Annotated in this window: 15 protein-coding genes; 8 read left to right on the plus strand and 7 right to left on the minus strand. The window is 68.1% G+C overall.

The features are described 5' to 3' along the window. Nucleotides 1-77 precede the first annotated feature (77 nt). Entirely contained in the window at nucleotides 78-1,127 is a 1,050-nt protein-coding gene (locus tag HDC95_RS06665; RefSeq protein ID WP_259062517.1) for a Xaa-Pro peptidase family protein, read from the minus strand. A 62-nt stretch (nucleotides 1,128-1,189) separates the two neighbouring features. Here HDC95_RS06665 and HDC95_RS06670 point away from each other — a divergent pair, with 62 nt between their 5' ends. From HDC95_RS06670 to HDC95_RS06700, 7 genes are all read left to right on the plus strand, one after another. Further along, a complete protein-coding gene (locus tag HDC95_RS06670) occupies nucleotides 1,190-2,197 on the plus strand; it encodes a LacI family DNA-binding transcriptional regulator (RefSeq protein ID WP_259062518.1) in 1,008 nt (335 codons plus the stop codon). A 74-nt stretch (nucleotides 2,198-2,271) separates the two neighbouring features. Next, on the plus strand, nucleotides 2,272-3,603 hold the full coding sequence (locus HDC95_RS06675) for a Gfo/Idh/MocA family protein (RefSeq protein ID WP_259062519.1): 1,332 nt from the start codon (nucleotides 2,272-2,274) through the stop codon (nucleotides 3,601-3,603). After that, nucleotides 3,600-4,514, plus strand: a complete 915-nt coding sequence (locus HDC95_RS06680; RefSeq protein ID WP_259062520.1) for an NAD(P)-dependent oxidoreductase — start codon at nucleotides 3,600-3,602, stop codon at nucleotides 4,512-4,514. The genes HDC95_RS06675 and HDC95_RS06680 overlap by 4 nt, the downstream gene beginning before the upstream one ends. Next, nucleotides 4,511-5,410: a 5-dehydro-4-deoxyglucarate dehydratase gene (locus HDC95_RS06685; RefSeq protein WP_259062521.1), complete on the plus strand. Its 900-nt coding sequence runs from the start codon at nucleotides 4,511-4,513 to the stop codon at nucleotides 5,408-5,410. Before HDC95_RS06680 ends, HDC95_RS06685 begins: the two co-directional genes overlap by 4 nt. After that, the gene (locus HDC95_RS06690) at nucleotides 5,407-6,504 is read left to right on the plus strand and encodes a mandelate racemase/muconate lactonizing enzyme family protein (protein WP_259062522.1); all 1,098 of its coding nucleotides are present in this window, start codon (nucleotides 5,407-5,409) and stop codon (nucleotides 6,502-6,504) included. Before HDC95_RS06685 ends, HDC95_RS06690 begins: the two co-directional genes overlap by 4 nt. Then, complete coding sequence (locus HDC95_RS06695) at nucleotides 6,501-7,949, plus strand: aldehyde dehydrogenase (NADP(+)) (RefSeq protein WP_259062523.1); 1,449 nt, start codon at nucleotides 6,501-6,503, stop codon at nucleotides 7,947-7,949. Before HDC95_RS06690 ends, HDC95_RS06695 begins: the two co-directional genes overlap by 4 nt. Before the next feature lie 201 nt (nucleotides 7,950-8,150). Then, nucleotides 8,151-9,485: an MFS transporter gene (locus HDC95_RS06700; protein WP_259062524.1), complete on the plus strand. Its 1,335-nt coding sequence runs from the start codon at nucleotides 8,151-8,153 to the stop codon at nucleotides 9,483-9,485. Between the two features lie 2 nt (nucleotides 9,486-9,487). Here HDC95_RS06700 and rocD read toward each other — a convergent pair whose 3' ends face one another. The 6 genes from rocD to HDC95_RS06730 all read right to left on the minus strand — a co-directional run bounded on the left by rocD (nucleotide 9,488) and on the right by HDC95_RS06730 (nucleotide 17,177). Then, complete coding sequence (rocD, locus tag HDC95_RS06705) at nucleotides 9,488-10,687, minus strand: ornithine--oxo-acid transaminase (RefSeq protein WP_259062525.1); 1,200 nt, start codon at nucleotides 10,685-10,687, stop codon at nucleotides 9,488-9,490. After that, nucleotides 10,684-11,580, minus strand: a complete 897-nt coding sequence (gene ddaH / locus HDC95_RS06710; protein ID WP_259062527.1) for a dimethylargininase — start codon at nucleotides 11,578-11,580, stop codon at nucleotides 10,684-10,686. Before ddaH ends, rocD begins: the two co-directional genes overlap by 4 nt. 172 nt (nucleotides 11,581-11,752) lie before the next feature. Then, a complete protein-coding gene (locus HDC95_RS06715) occupies nucleotides 11,753-12,760 on the minus strand; it encodes an NAD(P)-dependent alcohol dehydrogenase (RefSeq protein WP_259062528.1) in 1,008 nt (335 codons plus the stop codon). 1 nt (nucleotide 12,761) lies between these two features. Then, nucleotides 12,762-12,977 (minus strand): helix-turn-helix transcriptional regulator, encoded by a 216-nt coding sequence (locus tag HDC95_RS06720; protein ID WP_259062530.1) that lies wholly within the window; start codon nucleotides 12,975-12,977, stop codon nucleotides 12,762-12,764. Further along, nucleotides 12,977-13,399, minus strand: coding sequence for a hypothetical protein (locus HDC95_RS06725; RefSeq protein WP_259062531.1), 423 nt, complete (start codon nucleotides 13,397-13,399; stop codon nucleotides 12,977-12,979). The genes HDC95_RS06720 and HDC95_RS06725 overlap by 1 nt, the downstream gene beginning before the upstream one ends. A 106-nt stretch (nucleotides 13,400-13,505) precedes the next feature. Beyond that, complete coding sequence (locus HDC95_RS06730; protein WP_259062532.1) at nucleotides 13,506-17,177, minus strand: proline dehydrogenase family protein; 3,672 nt, start codon at nucleotides 17,175-17,177, stop codon at nucleotides 13,506-13,508. 94 nt (nucleotides 17,178-17,271) lie between these two features. Between HDC95_RS06730 and HDC95_RS06735 the strand changes: the two genes are divergently transcribed. Further along, entirely contained in the window at nucleotides 17,272-17,736 is a 465-nt protein-coding gene (locus HDC95_RS06735; RefSeq protein ID WP_259062533.1) for a DUF4352 domain-containing protein, read from the plus strand. Nucleotides 17,737-17,796: the final 60 nt, after the last annotated feature.

A 17,796-nucleotide genomic window follows, 5' to 3' on the forward strand; every position in this document is an offset into this window, starting at 1 on the left:
CGCAGCCACGGTGATTCACCGGCAGCTACCCGAGAAACCGGTTCCTGTCCACCGCGATCAGCGGCCGTATCGGTCGTTCAATCCGCCCATTCCCATGCCACAGGCCGCCCCAGACCGGCATGTTCCACGGTCGGCCAGCGCTCATCGCTCGTAAGGACCTCGAACCCACCTGCGGTGAGGAGCATGGTGTCCTCGACCTTTGCGCCAGGCGCCGATGGGTTCCACGCGAATGCCTGATTCTCATGCACGCGGTCGCCGTTGGATCCGGTCGCGCGAGGGTCCCGTCCGGCGTACCCGGTCGGACCTCCCTGATGATGATTCCTCCACTCGTCCGCTGCGAAGTCGCTGCACGCGTACGCCTCACACCCTGCCGCGAAGACGTCATCCAGCCCGGCGCCGGAGCGCGTCGCAGCTAGGTAGGCCGCTTCGACCTCGAGTATCCGACCGTCCGCTGCACCCGCGGCGCCGACCCAGCGCGTCGCGTTCGCGATCAGGCCGTGCCGCCGACCGCATACGACGAGCATCGCGCGTTCACCCAACGGAGACGCCGTCGGCAGCGGATGCCGGTGCTCGACCCGTTCGGCACCGGCGACGAGTACGACCAGCGGATCGATCCCCCGACCGATGAGCCCTGACGCGAGGAGTGCTGCCGCCTCCTGCTCCGATGCCTGCGGTCCCAGTTCGGCCGCGACATCCGTCAGCACCCGCGCGGTCTCGCGCCCCAGTTCCCGGTAGCGTTCGGTCTCGGTCGGCAGCAGCGAGGCCCGTGCCGCCCGCAGCGCGAGCGCGGCATCCCCCTCGGATACCGCCGAACCGGCTTCGGTCGCCGCCAGCAACGGCGACTTCTGCCACGGCACCCGCACGATTCGCTCCGCATCGTCGGGCAGGAGTTCCTCGGCGATGAGCCGATCGGCCTCGTTCGCCGCGACGAAGAGTGTGTCTCCGCCGTCGTCCACGCGAACGGCGAGCGTCGGCGGCCCTGCCAGCGACACATGCGTGCGGATACCGTCGAGGTACCAGCTGACCGCCTCGTGCGAGCCCAGCACCAGGGCGCCACCACCGCTCGCGCGACGCACCGCAGCGATCCGCTCCTGTTTCACACCACGGTCTTGTCGATCCGGCCTCATGCGCACTCCCTCGTAAAACGCTTTCTCGATAGTATGGACCCCGTTCTCGAAGGGCGGTGCCGATGACGAATCCGACATCTCGCGTGCGGATCACGGATGTCGCGCAGACGGCGGGGGTCTCCCTGTCGACCGTGTCGCGGGTCATGAACGGCAACCCGACGGTAGATCCCGACCTGGCCGAACGCGTGCGCGCGGTGGCCGCCGAGCTCGGTTACTCCGCCAATCCCCTCGCTCGCAGCCTCGTCCTCGGACGGACCCAGACCATCGCCGTCGTGATCCCCGATCTGGCCAACCCGACTTTCCAGGCGATCCTGCACGGCCTCAGCCGCGCCGCCGCCGAGGACGGCTACCACGTACTCATCGCAGACAGCGCGGAGCAGGTCGGCGAAGAGATCGATCTCGTCTCGGCCACTCGCCGTCGTACAGACGGGGTCGTGCTGTGCGCACCCCGCATGCCGGCCGAGCAGCTCGCGACGCTCCTGGCGAGCGTGGCACCCGCCGTCGTCGTGAACCGTCCGGCACAGGATGCCGCACCAACGGTCTCGGCCGACTACGGCTCCGCGATGGCCGAACTCGTCGAGCACGTGCACGGACTCGGACATCGACATCTGGCTTATCTCTCCGGCGTGCCGGGCAGTGCGTCCGGCGCCGCCCGTCGGGCGACGCTCGACGCCGCCTGCGCCACCCATCCGGACTTGCAGATCACCGAGATCTCGGCCGGCGTCGGCTTCGACAGCGGCGCACGCGTGGCTGATGAGGTCATCGCCGCCGGTGCGACCGCCGCTCTCGCGTTCAACGACCTCGTAGCCATGGGCCTGCTCTCCGCCCTCGCGGCTCGTGGCATCCGCGTGCCAGACGACATCTCGGTCACCGGCTTCGACGACATCCCGTTCGCCGCGTACACGACGCCGCCGCTCACTACGGCGACCGTGCCTTCGGCGCAGCTCGGGCGTGACGCATGGGCAGCCATGCGCGCACTGCTCGAGGGAGCATCCGTCCCCGAATCGACTCTGCTGATACCCGAGATCACGGTGCGCGAGAGCACTGGCCCGTCGCCGAAGAGCCGGTAGAGACCGCCAAGACGCGGCCTGCTTGACGGGGATGCTACGCTGAGAAAACGTTTCCTGAGTTGGATGGATGTGCAATGACCCGCACTCGTTACGCCCTCGTCGGCGCAGGCCACCGCGCGCAGATGTACGTCGGCGCGATCACCGGCACGTATGCGGAGAGCGCCGAGCTCGTCGCGATCTGCGAGCCCAATCCGGTGCGCGCCCAGCACTATGCCGACGCCGTCACCGCCGCGGGTCAGGCGGCTCCATCACTGTGGCAGCCCGACGACCTCGAACGCATGATCAGCGCAGAGCGCGTTGAGCGCGTCATCATCTGCGCGCGCGATGACCAGCACGCGCCGCTCATCGTCCGCGCCCTCGACGCCGGCGCCGATGTGGTCGTCGAGAAGCCGCTGACGATCGACGCCGCCAGCGCGACAGCCATCGAAGACGCCGTCGCCCGTACCGGCGGCAACGTCGTGCTGACATTCAACTACCGCTATTCGCCGCGCAACAGCGCGCTCCGCGAACTCATCCAGGGCGGCGGGATCGGCGATGTCACCTCCGTCGAGTTCCAGTGGATGCTCGACACCAAGCACGGGGCGGACTACTTCCGGCGGTGGCATCGCAGCAAGGCGAACTCCGGCGGTCTGCTCGTGCACAAATCCAGCCACCACTTCGACCTGGTGAACTGGTGGATCGCCTCCACCCCGACACGGGTGTTCGCCTCCGGCGGCCTGCGCTTCTACGGCGCAGACCAGGCGATCAGACGCGGAGTCGCCGCGCTGCCCGCACGAGGCACCCACGACGGAGCGCACGACGCGTTCGAGCTGGATCTGCGAGACGACGTGCGGCTGACGCAGCTCTATCTCGAAGCTGAACAGCACGACGGCTACATCCGCGACCAGTCCGTCTTCGGGGAGGGGATCACGATCGAAGACAATCTCGCGCTGGTCGTCGACTACGCCTCCGGCGCGACCATGTCGTATTCGCTCAATGCCCACGCTCCGTGGGAGGGCTATCGCGTGGCGGTCAACGGCACTCTCGGCCGCGCAGAGCTCGACGTGGTGGAGCGCAGCGCCGTTCTCATCGATACGGAACTGCACCCTGTGCTCGATCCCAGCGCGACCGCGGTCGACAGCGACGATGCCCTGCGGCGGCACGGCGAACGCCTGATCGTGCAGCGGCACTGGGAAGAGGCCGTCGAGGTGCCGATCATCACCGGCGAAGGAAGCCACGGCGGAGGCGATGCCCTGCTGCTGCGCGACGTCTTCGAGGGCCCGGGTGATGACCCGCTCGCGCGCCCCGCGGACTGGACCGACGGGCTGCATTCGATCGCCGTCGGGATCGCAGGCAACCGCTCGCTGGAGACCGGCCAGGCCGTGCGGATCACCGATCTCGGGCCACGTCTGCTGGCGCAGTCATGAGCCGCATCGTCATCACCGGCGGGGCCGGACGCCTCGGCCGCAGCCTCGTCGCCGGCCTCACGGCCCGCGGCCATGAGATCGTCTCATTCGATCTTGACGTGTCGGACGCGTCCGAGCTGGAGGGCGTCGCCCAGATCGCCATCGACCTCACCGATGCGACCGCCACCGCCGATGCCCTCGCCGCGTCGCACGCTGATGCGCTGATCCATCTGGCGGCGATCGCTGTGCCCTTCAGCGCGCCGGAGGACGTCATCCTCCGCGTCAACTCCGGTCTCGCCGTCTCCGTGATGGGCGGCGCCGTGCGCGCAGGCATCCGCCGAATCGTCGCCGCTTCCAGCCCGACCGTCCTCGGCTATGGCGCGGACGGGTGGGTGCCGGATCGATTCCCCCTGGATGAGCGCACCCCGCCGAAGCCGTCGAACGCCTACGCCCTGTCGAAGCTGGTCATCGAGCAGAGCATCTCGATGCTCCACCGCCAGACCGGAGACGACGTCCGCTACGCGGCGTTCCGCCCCTGCTACGTGATCGCCCCCGAAGAATGGGATGGCGCACCGACACAGCAGGGCCACACGGTTCAGGAGCGCCTCGATGATCCGGCGCTCTCGGCACCGGCGCTGTTCAATTACGTCGACGCGCGCGATGTCGCCGGCTTCGCCGACACGCTGCTGGCCGCGCTGCCGCACACACCGAACGCAGAGACCTACTTCGTCGGCGCCGACGACGCGCTGGCGCGACAACCGCTCGCCGACCTCGTGCCGCAGTTCTTCCCTGACACCGAAGACGTCGCGGCCGTTCTCACCGGCACGTCTCCGGCGTTTTCCAATGCCAAGGCCGCCGAGCTCCTCGGCTGGCACCCCACTTACGGCTGGCGAGACCAGTTGCAGATCGCTCGGAAGGAGCAACCAGCATGAATTTCGAAGGCATCCTGTTCTTCCCCGTCACGCCGTTCGCCGCAGACGGCGCCGTCGATACGGGCTTGCTCGCGCAGCATGTCGCGAACGGCGTGGCTCACGAGGCGGGCGGGGTGTTCCCCGCGTGCGGTACCGGCGAGTTCCACGCGCTGAGCATCGCGGAGCATGCGCTGGTCACTCGCACCACGGTCGAGGCGGTCGGCGGAGCCGTGCCGGTGATCGCGGGATCGGGTGGCCCTCTCGGGCACGCGATCGACGCGGCACGCGGCGCAGCGGATGCCGGCGCCGATGCTCTGCTCGTCATGCCCCCGTATCTCGTCGGCGCCCCCCAGGACGGGCTCGTCGCCTACATCGAAGCGGTGGCCGCGGCATCCGATCTCCCGGTGATCGTCTACCACCGCGCCAATGCGCAGTTCACCGCGGCATCCATGCGCAGGCTCGCGGACAACCCGAAGGTGATCGGATTCAAGGACGGCGCCGGCGACATCGGCGCCGCTCAGCTCATCGTGCGCGCCGTCGCAAATGCCGGGCGCGACGACTTCGCGTTCTTCAACGGGCTGCTCACGGCTGAGCTGACGCAGGCCGCGTACCGCGCGATCGGCATTCCGCTGTACTCATCGTCGACCTTCGCGATGGCGCCGGCTGTCGCCAACGCCTACTACCGCGCCTACAGCGACGGCGATGAAGCGCGCCGACTCGAGCTGATCGACCGCTTCTACGCGCCGCTGGTCGCACTGCGCGACGAGACTCCAGGGTTCGGTGTCTCGCTCGTGAAAGCCGGGCTGCGCGTCTCGGGCATACCAGTCGGCGCAGTGCGCGCGCCGCTGGTCGACCCGACTCCGGACCAGGAGCGCCGGCTCGCCGCGACCCTCGAGGCGGGGCACGCCCTGGCATGAGTGTCATCTCGGCGTTCGATGCACGACTGCTGCGGGTTCCGCTGACCCGCCCGTGGGCGGCCGATGTCACGTCCGTCGGCGTGATCGAGACGCACGTCTTGCGCAGTGACGGCGTCGAGGGATGGGGCTTCTCCTGGACGCCTCAGATCGGCGCCGAGACCGTGCTCGCACTGCTGCAGCACGACATCGCAGACTTCGCCGTCGGTCGCACGAACGATCCGTCCGAACTGTGGCCGCAGGCCTGGGCCCACCTGCACGAAGCGGGCGGGGGCGGCATCACCACGATCGCACTGTCCGGACTCGACCTCGCACTGTGGGATGCCGCCGCACGAGCCGACGGTGTCTCGGTGTCAGCGCTGCTCGGCACCCGGCGATCGAGCGTAGCCGCCTATGGCAGCGGCGTGAACCTGCACTATTCGCTCGACGAGCTCGTCGCCCAGGTGCGGCGCTGGATCGACGCCGGCTTCGACATGGTGAAGATCAAGGTCGGAAAGCCCTCGGTCGAAGAAGACCTGGAGCGCGTGGCCGCCGTCCGAGAGGTGTTGGGCGCTGATCGTGCGCTCATGATCGACGCCAACCAGCGCTGGGACCTCGACCGGGCGACCCGCTCCATCGAGGCTCTGGCCGTCCACGACATCGCCTGGATCGAAGAGCCGCTGCGCGCCGACGATCTCGCCGGCCACGCCGAGCTCGCCCGGCGCCTTCGCACTGCGTCACGCGTGCCGATCGCGCTCGGCGAGAATCTGCACACGGTGTACCGCTTCGAGGACTTCATCCGCGCCGAGGCTGCTCAGATCCTGCAACCCAACATCGTGCGGGTCGGCGGCATCACACCGTTCCGCCGGATCGCGGCATCCGTCGCGGACGCGGGAGCGGTGCTGCACCCGCACCTGCTACCTGAACTCTCCGGACAACTGGCCCTCGCCCTCGACTCCGACGTGCTCGTCGAGGACGTCGAGGACGCCGGGTTCGGTGCACTCGGCGCGCTCGCCGAGCCCTCCCCCGTCACCATCACCGAAGGTCGCCTCACCGAACGCGCGCACCTCGGGCTCGGCATCCGGTTCGGCGATTCCAGCGAAAGGACACTGTCATGACCATGGCACCCGCAACCACCACCGCAGAGATCGACGTCCTCACTGCCGCCGCATCCGACGCCGCACCGATCTGGCGCGCCGCCGATGCCGGTGAGCGTGCGGGGTGGCTGCGCGCCATAGCCGATGCGCTGGACACGCACATCGATGAACTCGTCACGATCGCCGATCGCGAGACGCGCCTCGGCGAGACGCGCCTTCGCGGCGAGGTCGGGCGCACCTCAGGGCAGCTGCGACTGTTCGCCACCGTCGTAGAGGAGGGCTCGTACCTCGAGCTCACTGTCGACGATGCGGATGCCGTGTCCGGTCGCCCTGAGCTGCGGCGTCAACTCACGGGCGTGGGACCGGTCGCCGTGTTCTCCGCCTCGAACTTCCCGTTCGCGTTCTCCGTCGCCGGCGGCGACACCGCATCCGCACTCGCGGCGGGCAACCCCGTGATCGTGAAGGCGCACTCCGGACACCCCGACCTGTCGCGTCGCACTGCAGAGGTCGTCACCGAGGCGCTGCGCGCGGCGGGCGCACCAGAGGGTTCGTTCGCGCTGATCGAAGGCCGAGAAGCGGGAAACGCGCTGGTGCAGCATCCAGCGATCCAGGCCGCCGGCTTCACCGGCTCCGTCACCGGTGGCCGCGCACTGTTCGATCTCGCGAACGGCCGTCCGGACCCTATCGCGTTCTACGGCGAGCTCGGCAGCATCAACCCGGTCGTGATCACCCCGACGGCGGCCGCCGCACGCGGTGCGGCACTGGCGACCGGGCTGGTCGGATCCTTCACGCTCGGGGTCGGACAGTTCTGCACGAAGCCCGGTGTCGTCTTCATACCCCGTGATGCCGGATTCGAAGCGTCCGTCGCCGAAGCCGTCACCGATGCGACCGGCGGGCAGCTGCTCACCGACCGCATCACCGACGCCTTCCCCGCCGGCATCGACGCGCTGCTCGGATCCTCGTCGGTCGAACTGCTCGGTCGCGGCGCGCCCACCGAGACCGGGGCGCAGCCGGTTGTACTCGCCACCGACGCGGCGGCCGTGACGGCCGATCCAGAGGTGCTGCTGGCCGAGGTGTTCGGTCCCGTGACTCTGCTGGTGCGCTACGACGGCGACGACGACCTGCACGCGGCCCTGCGCGCCGTTCCCGGCAGCCTCACTGCCACGCTGCACTCCGAGGAGGGCGACGAGGTCGCGGCCACGCTCGCGCTCCTCGAGAGTCGGGCCGGACGCGTGCTGTTCGCCGGCTGGCCGACCGGGGTCGCCGTCACGTGGTCACAGCACCACGGCGGGCCGTGGCCGGCGACGACGTCACTGCACACATCGGTGGGCGCAACGGCGATCCGCCGCTTCCTGCGTCCGATCGTCTATCAGGACGCGCCGGCTCACCTGCTTCCCGCCGCACTGCGCAACGAGGCGATCGCGGCGCTCCCTCACCGACGCAACGGCGTGCTCCGAGTGCCGTGATCCCCGACGCCCGAGCAGTTCACGCGCCTCATTGACGAGCACTACGGTGATGCCCGCTCCGAGGAGCTTCTGCCGTCCCTCATCGACGTTGGCGCCGATGTGCTGTCCGCGCACGCTGTCGCCCTGACCGTGTGCGAAACGCACATCGCTGCGCACCATGCCGGCTCCTAATGTGGGTGCGACCGCCCACGAAGGAGTGACATGACTGACGTCGCCGCCACAGACATCGACCGATCAGGACTCGACACCAAGGACCAGCGCCGCCGCGCCATCATCGGCAGTTCGGTGGGAACCATCATCGAGTGGTACGACTTCACGCTGTACGGGCTCGCGTCGGCGCTGATCTTCGCACCGCTGTTCTTCCCCGGCGCCGGCACCCTCGCCGGCACGCTCGGAGCGTTCGCGACCTTCGCTGTCGGTTTCGGCGCCCGCCCGGTCGGCGGCCTGATCTTCGCGCACTTCGGCGATCGCATCGGCCGCAAGACCACACTGCTCACGACCCTGCTGATGATGGGCCTGGCCACGACGCTCATCGGCCTGCTGCCGACGGGAGAGTCGATCGGCATCTGGGCGCCGATCCTGCTGATCGTGCTTCGGCTGTTCCAGGGCGCGGGTGCCGGTGCGGAGTTCGCCGGCGCCATGACCATGGCCAGTGAGTCCGCTCCGACGAAGAACCGCGCGTTCGTCGCCGGCTTCCCCGGCTCCGCCGTGTACGTCGGCATGGCGCTGGCCACGTGCTGCTTCGCCCTGGTGAGCCTGATGCCCAGCGAGCTCTTCCTGGCGTGGGGCTGGCGCATCCCCTTCGTCGCCAGTATTGTCATCGTCGCATTCGCGCTGTACTTCCGTCTGCGGGTGAAAGAGACCGCGGCGTTCAAGGCGGCCGAGCGCAAGGGTGAGGTGACGACGGCGCCGCTCGTCGAAGCCGTCCGCACGCATTGGCGGATCCTCCTTCCTGGCATGGCGCTCTTCGTCTTCGCCCTGCCGTGGGTCTACGTCGTGCAGACATACTCGCTGAACTACACGACCGGCACCCTGTCGGTAGACCCGACGCATGCCCTGATCGGGCTCGTCATCGCAGAACTCCTCACGATCCCGGTCACGCTACTGTGCGGCCGCCTCGCGGACCGCATCGGGCGCAAACCGGTGCTCATGGCCGCAGCGATCTTCGGCGTGGTGTTCGCGTTCCCGATGTTCTGGTTGTTCAACACGGAGAACTCCTGGCTGGTCGGCCTGTCACTGATCCTCGGCCTCGCTGTCATCCAGGGCGGGACGATCGGGGTCAGTGCAGCGATGCTGGCCGAGTTGTTCCCCACCCGCATGCGCTGGAGCGGCATCGCGATCTCGCGTGAGATCCCTGCAGCTCTGGTCGGCGGCACGGCGCCGCTCGTCGCAACCGCGCTGGTCGCTGCGACCGGCGGGTCACCGTGGCTTGTGGCCGTCTACCTCATCGTGCTCAGTGTGATCGGGATCGTCGGGATCCGGTTCCTTCCGGAGACTCTGCACCGCGGGGTCGAGGCCACCGAGCTACAGCACTGACGTCAGCTCTCAAGCACCAGCCGAAGCTGCTCGAGGGCCCAGTCGATCTCGGTCGCGCGGATCACCAACGGCGGAGCGATGCGGATCGTCTGGCCGTGCGTGTCTTTGACGAGCACGCCGCGTTCCATCAGCTTCTCGCTGATCTCCCGGCCCGTACCGTGCGCGGGGTCGATGTCGGCACCGGCCCACAGGCCTGCGACGCGCACGGTGGTGACGCCATGGCCGACGAGCTTCTGCAGCCCCCGCTCGAGGTGCGCGCCGAGCGCGCGGGCGCGCTCCTGGAACTCACCCGTCTCCAGCATTTCCACGACGCGCAGTCCGACCGCAGCTGCGAGCGGGTTCCCGCCGAACGTCGAACCGTGCTCACCCGGCCGGATCACGCCGAGCACGTCACGGTCACCGACGACGGCAGAGACCGGAAGGATGCCGCCGCCGAGTGCCTTGCCCAGCAGATACAGATCGGGCACGACGCCTTCGCGGTCGCACGCGAACGTCTCACCGACGCGGCCGAGTCCGGCCTGGATCTCGTCCGCGATGAACAGCACGTTCTTCTCGGTGCAGATCTCGCGGACGCGCGTGAGATAGCCCGCAGGCGGGATGATCACTCCGGCCTCGCCCTGGATCGGCTCGACGAGCACGGCCGCCGTGTCATCCGTGATGGCGGCGGCGATCGCATCCGCATCACCGAACGGCACCGCGTCGAAACCGGGCGTGTACGGTCCGAAGTCGTCGCGGGCCGACTCGTCGTCGCTGAAGCTGACGATCGTCGTGGTGCGGCCGTGGAAGTTGCCGGCGGCGACGACGATGCGCGCCTTTCCGGGGGCGATGCCCTTGACCCGGTAACCCCACGCACGGGCGACCTTGATGCCCGTCTCGACGGCCTCGGCGCCGGTGTTCATCGGCAGCACGAGCTCCTTGCCGCACAGCCGGGCAAGCGCGTCTGCGAAGGGCTCGAGCCGGTCGCTCATGAACGCACGGCTCACGAGTGTCACGCGGTCGAGCTGTGCTTTCGCGGCCGCGACGAGATCCGGATGCCGGTGGCCGAAGTTCACGGCCGAGTAGGCGGCGAGCAGATCGAGGTACCGTTTGCCTTCGATGTCGGTGACCCACGCGCCCTCACCGGATGCGACCGTGACGGGCAGCGGACTGTAGTTCCGGGCGACGTGCGTCTCGGTTCCTGCGGGAGCCGGTGCTGTGGTCATGCGCCCACCCCCGAGTCGGCCGCCGCGCGCAGTTCGAGCGTGCAGCACTTGATGCCGCCGCCGCCGAGCAGCAGCTCGGAAAGGTCGACGGTGATGGGGTTGTAACCGCGCTCGCGCAGCTGCTTCTCGAAGCCGACAGCGCGCGGCGAGATGATGACGTTGTATCCATCGCTCGCCGAGTTCAACCCAAACACTGCGCCGTCCGCATCGGCGACGAGGATGGCGTCCGGGAACCGCTCTTCCAGGAGCGCGCGGCTGGCGTCGTCGAAGGCACCAGGCAGATAGGCGATGTTCGCACGTTCCGGGCCACCGTTCTCTGCGCCCTCGACGGGGTCGAGCACCGAGAGGGCGGTGTCGAGGTGGTAGAAACGCGGGTCGACGAGATTCAGGGAGATGACCTCGCGGCCGAACACGTCCCCCACTTCCCGGTGACTGTCGCCGGCGGAGCGGAATCCGGTGCCGGCCAGGATCGTGTCGCCGACGAGCAGGAAGTCGCCCTCACCCTCGTTGACCTCTTCCGGCTCGACCGTGTCGAAGCCGTTGGCGCGGAACCAGTCCGCGAATGCGGGCGCCTCACCGGCGCGCTCGACGAAGCGGAACTTCGGCACGTACGCACGTCCGTCGATCACGAAGCCGCCGTTGGCTGTGTACACCATGTCGGGGAAGCCCTCGAGCGGATCGATCAGCTCCACCTCGTGGCCGAGCTGCAGATAGAGGTCGTACAGCTTCTGCCACTGCGCCACGGCCTTCGCCGTGTCGGTGGAGTTCGCCGGTTCCATCCAGGGGTTGATCTTGTAGCTCACCGTGAAGTGCTCGGGGCGGCACATCAGGTACCGGCGGTGCTGCGCGGTGCGTGTGGGCGTGGGGGTGGTGACGGTTTCTGGCGTCGACATCTTGCTCCTCGAAGAGATGCGGCGGACGCTGTCCAGGGGCCCGGCGGAAGTTCGACCCACCGCTCAATGCCGAGACTAGCGGGGAAGATGCGACGCAGGCACGCCAGTGTTCATTGTGTCATCCGAATCTGTGGATGCGCCACTGCACACCCGTCGCGACGCCATCGGCGCCTCACTGCTCTACCCTGACCACGACCTTCCCCACGGTGTGGCCGGCCTCGACGTGGGCAAGCGCCGTGTTCGCCTGCGCGAATGAGTATGTGCGCTCGATCACCGGGGTGATCCGGCCTGCACGTGCGAGTTCGATGAGCGCGGCCGTCATCTCCGGCTTCGGCATCGCCATGAGCGAGCGGATGCGGCGACTCGATCCGATCGAGAGGAGGGCGGCGCGCAGCATCCGCGGTAGAGGCCCGAGTACGCTTCCGCCGCCTCCGCCGACCATCACCAGGGTTCCCTCGGGCGTCAGCATGTCGCGCAGCGCGCGCAGCGGTCGAGTCCCCACGATGTCGATGATGGCGTCGTACCTTCTGCCGGCAGGCGGAGCCGACGCCGATGCGGTTCGATCGTCGAACGTGCGCATCGCGCCGATTCCTTCCAGAAGCGTGCGATTGCGATCGCTGCAGGTCGCATCGACTTCGGCGCCGCGAACAGCGGCGAGCTGCACCACGAAGGTGCCGACGCCACCTGATCCGCCGAGCACCAGCACCCGGTGCCCGCTCTCGACGCCCGCAAGATCGAGCGCCTGCTGCGCGGTGCCGGCCGAGACCGACAGCGTCGCCGCGACGCCCGGTTCGACATCGTCGGGTCGTGCCACGAGCCGCGCGGCAGGTGCCACGACGAATGTCGCGAGTCCTCCGCCGGCGTTCAGCTCCGCGACGACTTCTTCGCCGATGCGCTCCTGCGAGACATCCTCGCCGACGGCGACGACCGTTCCTGCGACGTCGATGCCCCGGATCGGCTGCTTCGGACGCCGCAGCCCGAACGCAAGGCGCGCGAGCCGAGGGTCTCCGAGCAGCAGGCGCACATCGCCGGCCGCGAGCGCTGTCGCCCTCACTCGCAGAAGCACCTGGCCTTTGCCGGGCCGAGGCGCGTCGACCTGCTGCTGCACTGTTCCTGAGGCTGGACCGTAGTCGGTGCCGAGCCAGGCGGTCATCGTGGTGGGAATCGTTGCGGTGTCCATCTCAATCCTCCGGGTATTGGAAGAGATCGTCGATGCCGACCTCGAAAGCGCGGGCGATCTGAAAAGCGAGTTCGAGCGTGGGAGAGTATCTTCCCTGCTCGATCGCGATGAGCGTCTGCCGCGTGACGCCGATGCGACTGGCGAGATCGGCCTGGGTGATCCCGGCTTCCTCGCGTCTGGAGCGGATGCTGTTGGTGACGAGTGTGGGCTTGACCATCAGACGAGCCCACGACGGTAGGCGATGATCCGGGCAATACCGCCGATGAAAGCTGAGACGGCGAAGCCGAAGAACATGGCGTTGGCGATCCAGAACGCATCCGCGCCGATGGCGCACAACACGATGACGCCGAGACCTGCGATGACGAGGAATGAGTGCTCGACGCGCCCTCCCATCCGGTCGATGTCGCGATCGCGGACATCCGTGGCCGTCGCACCCTTCGGATCACGCGCCCCGGCGAACATCCCCCATAGGATGCTGACCACGATGCTGATGCCGATCGTCCACAGCATGATCGGGAACCAGTCGACCGCCGCGAGCGGCCCACCTCCCGCTCGCTGCAGGATGACGATGACGTAGCTGGGAATCATGACTGCCGTGACGATCAGCCCGACCCATGTGTTGCGTTCCGTATAGACCATGGCGCATCTCCGATGTAAAGGATTCTTGACATCTCGAACGTACCGCCGCCGCGGCATCCGTGTCAAGAATTTTTTACATCGCGTCGCTGATCAATCGCGCCGCTGGTCAGATGACGTCGGCACTCCAGTCGTCGGGGTTCCCGAAACGATGCGCCGTGATGCTGATCGCCTGCTCGTGCAGGAACGGCAGCAGTTCGAGTCGTCCGGCTGAGGTGACCTCGTTGTCGTAGACGGCCACGTCGGGGTCGCCGCCCAGGGCCGCTGCCAATGAACGGTGCAGTTCGGCAACGGCATCCCGCCCGCCGATGAGACGCACCCGGGAGCCCGAAGCGCGGTTCGGGTGGTCCGCGAGGACGTCGCCGGATGCCGGTTCCTCGCGCCGCAGCATCCGCTCGATCCACTCCGCGTCGCTCTCCACCGCGATGAGTGCACCGAGGTCGCCGAGTGCGCTGCGCACGGCGGAGGGAAGTCCGCCGGCGATGGACACGAAGAAGCCGGCACCGGAGCGGATACCCGCGAGCACCACCCTCAGCACGTCCTGCAGCGGAGCGTCCGCTGTCGCCCGCACCACCACGGGCACCGGACGATAACGGAACAGGTTCCGTTCGACGCCGAGCTGAGACACGTCGCGTACCTGGCCGAATTCACGATCCCACGCCACGGCATCCGACAGCGCCGACTGACGCAGCCACTCGAAGGCCTCGAAGTCCAGCGATGCCTGCGCGGACTCGATGAGCCCCGAGATGCGACTGTCGAGTCCCCGCAGATGCAGAGTGCTCGATGCCCTGCCACGCGGCAGCGAACGCCACGATCCCAGGCCGATCAGATAGTTCGGCCCGCCCGCCTTCGCACCGGGTCCGACCGAAGACCGCTTCCAGCCGCCGAACGGCTGACGCTGCACGATCGCCCCGGTGATGCCGCGGTTGACGTAGAGATTGCCGGCCTGCACCCGATCGAGCCAGAGCGCGAGATCGTCGGGATCCTGGGTGTGCAGCCCGGCGGTCAGGCCGTATGCCACGTCGTTCTGCAGATCGATAGCGGCAGCCAGGGTCGGCGCGTGCATGATGCCCAGAATCGGGCCGAAGAACTCCTCGCGGTGGGTGCGAGACCCGGCCTCCACCCCGACGCGGATGCCGGGACGCCACAGCCGCCCGGTCTCATCGCCCCCCACCAAGGAAGGCTTTATCAGCCACTGTTCGTCATCCTCGAGCTCGGCCAACGCCCAGGCGAGCTTGCCCTGCGGCTTTTCGATCACGGGGCCGATCTCTGCGAGCGGGTCAGTGGGCCATCCGATGTTCAGCGAACGCACGGAATCTGTCAGCTGGCGGGCGAAGCGCTTGGAGCGCCCCACCGGCCCGACCAGGATCGCGAGTGAGGCCGCTGAGCACTTCTGTCCCGCGTGGCTGAATGCGCTCTTCACCAGATCGGCGACGGCGAGGTCGAGATCCGCTGACGGTGCGATGACGATCGCATTCTTACCACTGGTCTCCGCGAGCAGTGGAAGGTCTGGACGCCAGGATCGGAACAGCGCGGCGGTGTCCCAGGATCCGGTGAGGATGACCCGATCGACCGAGCGATGCGACATGAGCTGGCGCCCCAGATCGCCTTCCTCGATGTCGACGAGGGCGAGCACGTCCCTCGGGATACCCGCCTGCCAGAGCGCTTCCGCGACGACCGCCGCGCATCGCCTGGCCTGCGGCGCGGGTTTGAAGATCACGCCGGAGCCGGCCGCCAACGCCGCGAGCACGCCGCCGGACGGTATCGCGATGGGGAAGTTCCACGGCGGTGTGACGACGGTCACACGGGCGGGTTCGAACGCAGCGCCCGCGATGGAGTCCAGCTCACGCGCCTTCGCGCCGTAGTAGCGGGCGAAGTCGACGGCCTCGCTGACCTCGACATCCGCCTCGGAGAACACCTTTCCGGTCTCGGATGCCGCGACCTCGATGAGCTCTCCGCGATGCGATTCCAGCGCGGCTGCCGCACGCAGCAGCGTCTCCGCACGTTCGGACGCGGGCCGCGCACCCCAGGCGGCAGCGGCTGCGTGCACGCGCGCGATCGTCTGATCCAGCACGGTCGCATCGTGGATTGCGGCCTCGCGCAATGTCACTTCGCCCACCGTCGACGTCTCGATACGCGCTCGTATGCCGTCCGCCCATTCACGGTTCGCCGGAAGCACGGGGTCACTGTCGGTCGTGTTGACGAAGCCGGGCGCCCCAGCGGAATCCGAATCAGCCTCGCGGGGCGAGTACACGGCCGTCTCGATGAATGCCCCGCCGCCATCGGAGCCGTCCACGCCCTCCGATCCCCTGGCGATGCCGAGCACGGCCTTCGTGAGGTCGCCGTCGTCGCTCTGCGGGGTGGTCGCGGGCCGCAGCGACTCATGCACAGGGTCCTGCCTGTTCTGGATGCGGAACGGGACACGCCTCATCGTGCGGTCGCCCGCCCGCTCCAGCGACTGGAGGAATCGGTGCTTCTCGCGCTCGAAGAGGGAAGAATCGTCGTGCAGGTGGAACGCCGCAGAGAGGAAGTTCTCGGATGCTGCGTTCTCCTCCAGCCGCCTGACCAGGTAGCTGATGGCCACATCGAACTCGTCCGGCTTGACCACGGGCACATACAGCAGCACGGGGCCGACCTCGCGGGAGACGGCCTGCGCCTGCCCCTGCGCCATGCCGAGCAGCATCTCGAACTCGACGTCGCCCGTGACGCCGCGTTCGCCGGCGAGCAGCCAGGCATGCGCGATGCCGAAAAGGTTGTGGCCGGCGACGCCTATCCGAACGGCGGCGGTGTTCTCGGGGCGCAGAGCCTCATCGAGCAGCCGCAGGTAGTTCGCGTCGGTATCGAGCTTCGTGTCGTAGGTGGCCAGCGGCCACCCGTGCATCACGGCATCCACTCGCTCCATGGCGAGATTGGCGCCCTTGACGAGTCGGATCTTGATCTTCGCTCCGCCGTGCTCGACGCGCGCCTTCGCCCATGCCGTGAGCTCGCGCAGCGCATCCAGCGCATCGGGCAGATAGGACTGCAGCACGATCCCCGCCTCGAGTCGCTGCAGGCGAACGTCTTCGAGGATGCGGGTGAACACCGCGATCGTGAGATCGAGATCGCGGTACTCCTCCATGTCGAGGTTGATGAAGGTGCCATTGGAAGCGGCCGTCAGATAGAGCGGCAGCAGGCGGGCGGCGACGGCATCGACGATCTCGTCGAACGCCCACATCGACATATGGCTGATGACCGACGAGACCTTGACCGAGACATAGTCGACGTCGTCGCGTCTGATGAGCTCATGGATGCCGTCGAGTCGGCGCTTCGCCTCCGCCTCGCCCAGCACGGCTTCGCCCAGCAGGTTCAGGTTCAGTCGCGCGCCCGTCTCGCGGAGCTTCTCGATCGCAGGACCGAGCTTCGCGGGGCGGGCATCGGCCACGAGATGTCCGACCATCTCACGCAGCACGCGCCTGGCGATCGGCACCGTCGGAGTGGGGATCAGGGGGGCGATGCCACCGCCGAGGCGCACAGCGCCGCGCAGGTACCAGGGCAGGAAGTCGGGAACCATCGGTGCGATCCGCTGCAGCTGGGCGGCGGCAGCGCTCAGGGATTCGGGCCGCATCACGCCGTCGACGAACCCGAGCGTGAACGGGAGCCCGTTCTTGTCCTGCAGCAGATCGGCGAGGCGCGCGGCCGCAGGATCGACCTCGACCTCGGCCGCTTCGGCGATCCAGCGACTCGCGAGTTCGACCGCCTGATCGGCTAGTTGATTGGCCCCGGGAAAGGACGACTCTGACATGTGCTCAGCCTAGGAGCGCAGTCGCATCGCGGAGCGGTGACACTGCGAAGCGCCCACTACTTCGGCCTCCTTCACGTCGCTCTATGATTTTGCTGTGACCGACCAGGGGAGCAAGCAACGCTCTTCGAGTGCGTCTGCGACCGTCGCCCCGCCCGTTGCTTCTGAGGACGCCGATCCGCAGTCATCCGCCGCGCCGGCCGCATCGACGCCGCGGCGCAATCAATGGACGACTGTCGGGCGCGAGATCGTGGTCACGATCCTCGATGTGCGCGCGGCGAGCACCGTCACGGCCTCGAGCGGGTGGAGTGCAGACGGGACCTGGCTGCTCATCGATCTGGATGCCGAATCCGTGACGACCGGCCGTCTCCTCAAGGGCGCGACGCTGACCATCGACGCGCTTGAGTTCCGGGCAAGTGAACGGATGGACTCGTTGTTCTCGACAAACCTCGTCCCCGGCATCCCTCGCAGGGGCACCATCGCGTTCGAACTCCCGGACGCGATGGTGACCGGCACGTCTCCCTCGCAGGCGACACCCGCCTCGATTCGGTCATCGAGCTGATCATCCCGCTCGATGAGCTGACCATCAGCGACGAGGAATCCGTGCGTGACACAGACTGGG

The organism is Microbacterium sp. AK031 (assembly GCF_024807145.1).
Taxonomy (GTDB): domain Bacteria; phylum Actinomycetota; class Actinomycetes; order Actinomycetales; family Microbacteriaceae; genus Microbacterium.

Bases quoted from the DNA above. Each gene is read 5' to 3' on its own strand.
- HDC95_RS06670 (WP_259062518.1), top strand. From the start codon at position 1,190: ATGACGAATCCGACATCTCGCGTGCGGATCACGGATGTCGCGCAGACG.
- HDC95_RS06680 (WP_259062520.1), top strand. From the start codon at position 3,600: ATGAGCCGCATCGTCATCACCGGCGGGGCCGGACGCCTCGGCCGCAGC.
- HDC95_RS06690 (WP_259062522.1), top strand. From the start codon at position 5,407: ATGAGTGTCATCTCGGCGTTCGATGCACGACTGCTGCGGGTTCCGCTG.
- HDC95_RS06675 (WP_259062519.1), top strand. From the start codon at position 2,272: ATGACCCGCACTCGTTACGCCCTCGTCGGCGCAGGCCACCGCGCGCAG.
- HDC95_RS06685 (WP_259062521.1), top strand. From the start codon at position 4,511: ATGAATTTCGAAGGCATCCTGTTCTTCCCCGTCACGCCGTTCGCCGCA.
- HDC95_RS06700 (WP_259062524.1), top strand. From the start codon at position 8,151: ATGACTGACGTCGCCGCCACAGACATCGACCGATCAGGACTCGACACC.
- HDC95_RS06715 (WP_259062528.1), bottom strand. From the start codon at position 12,760: ATGGACACCGCAACGATTCCCACCACGATGACCGCCTGGCTCGGCACC.
- HDC95_RS06725 (WP_259062531.1), bottom strand. From the start codon at position 13,399: ATGGTCTATACGGAACGCAACACATGGGTCGGGCTGATCGTCACGGCA.
- HDC95_RS06695 (WP_259062523.1), top strand. From the start codon at position 6,501: ATGACCATGGCACCCGCAACCACCACCGCAGAGATCGACGTCCTCACT.
- HDC95_RS06720 (WP_259062530.1), bottom strand. From the start codon at position 12,977: ATGGTCAAGCCCACACTCGTCACCAACAGCATCCGCTCCAGACGCGAG.
- HDC95_RS06665 (WP_259062517.1), bottom strand. From the start codon at position 1,127: ATGAGGCCGGATCGACAAGACCGTGGTGTGAAACAGGAGCGGATCGCT.
- ddaH (WP_259062527.1), bottom strand. From the start codon at position 11,580: ATGTCGACGCCAGAAACCGTCACCACCCCCACGCCCACACGCACCGCG.
- HDC95_RS06730 (WP_259062532.1), bottom strand. From the start codon at position 17,177: ATGTCAGAGTCGTCCTTTCCCGGGGCCAATCAACTAGCCGATCAGGCG.
- rocD (WP_259062525.1), bottom strand. From the start codon at position 10,687: ATGACCACAGCACCGGCTCCCGCAGGAACCGAGACGCACGTCGCCCGG.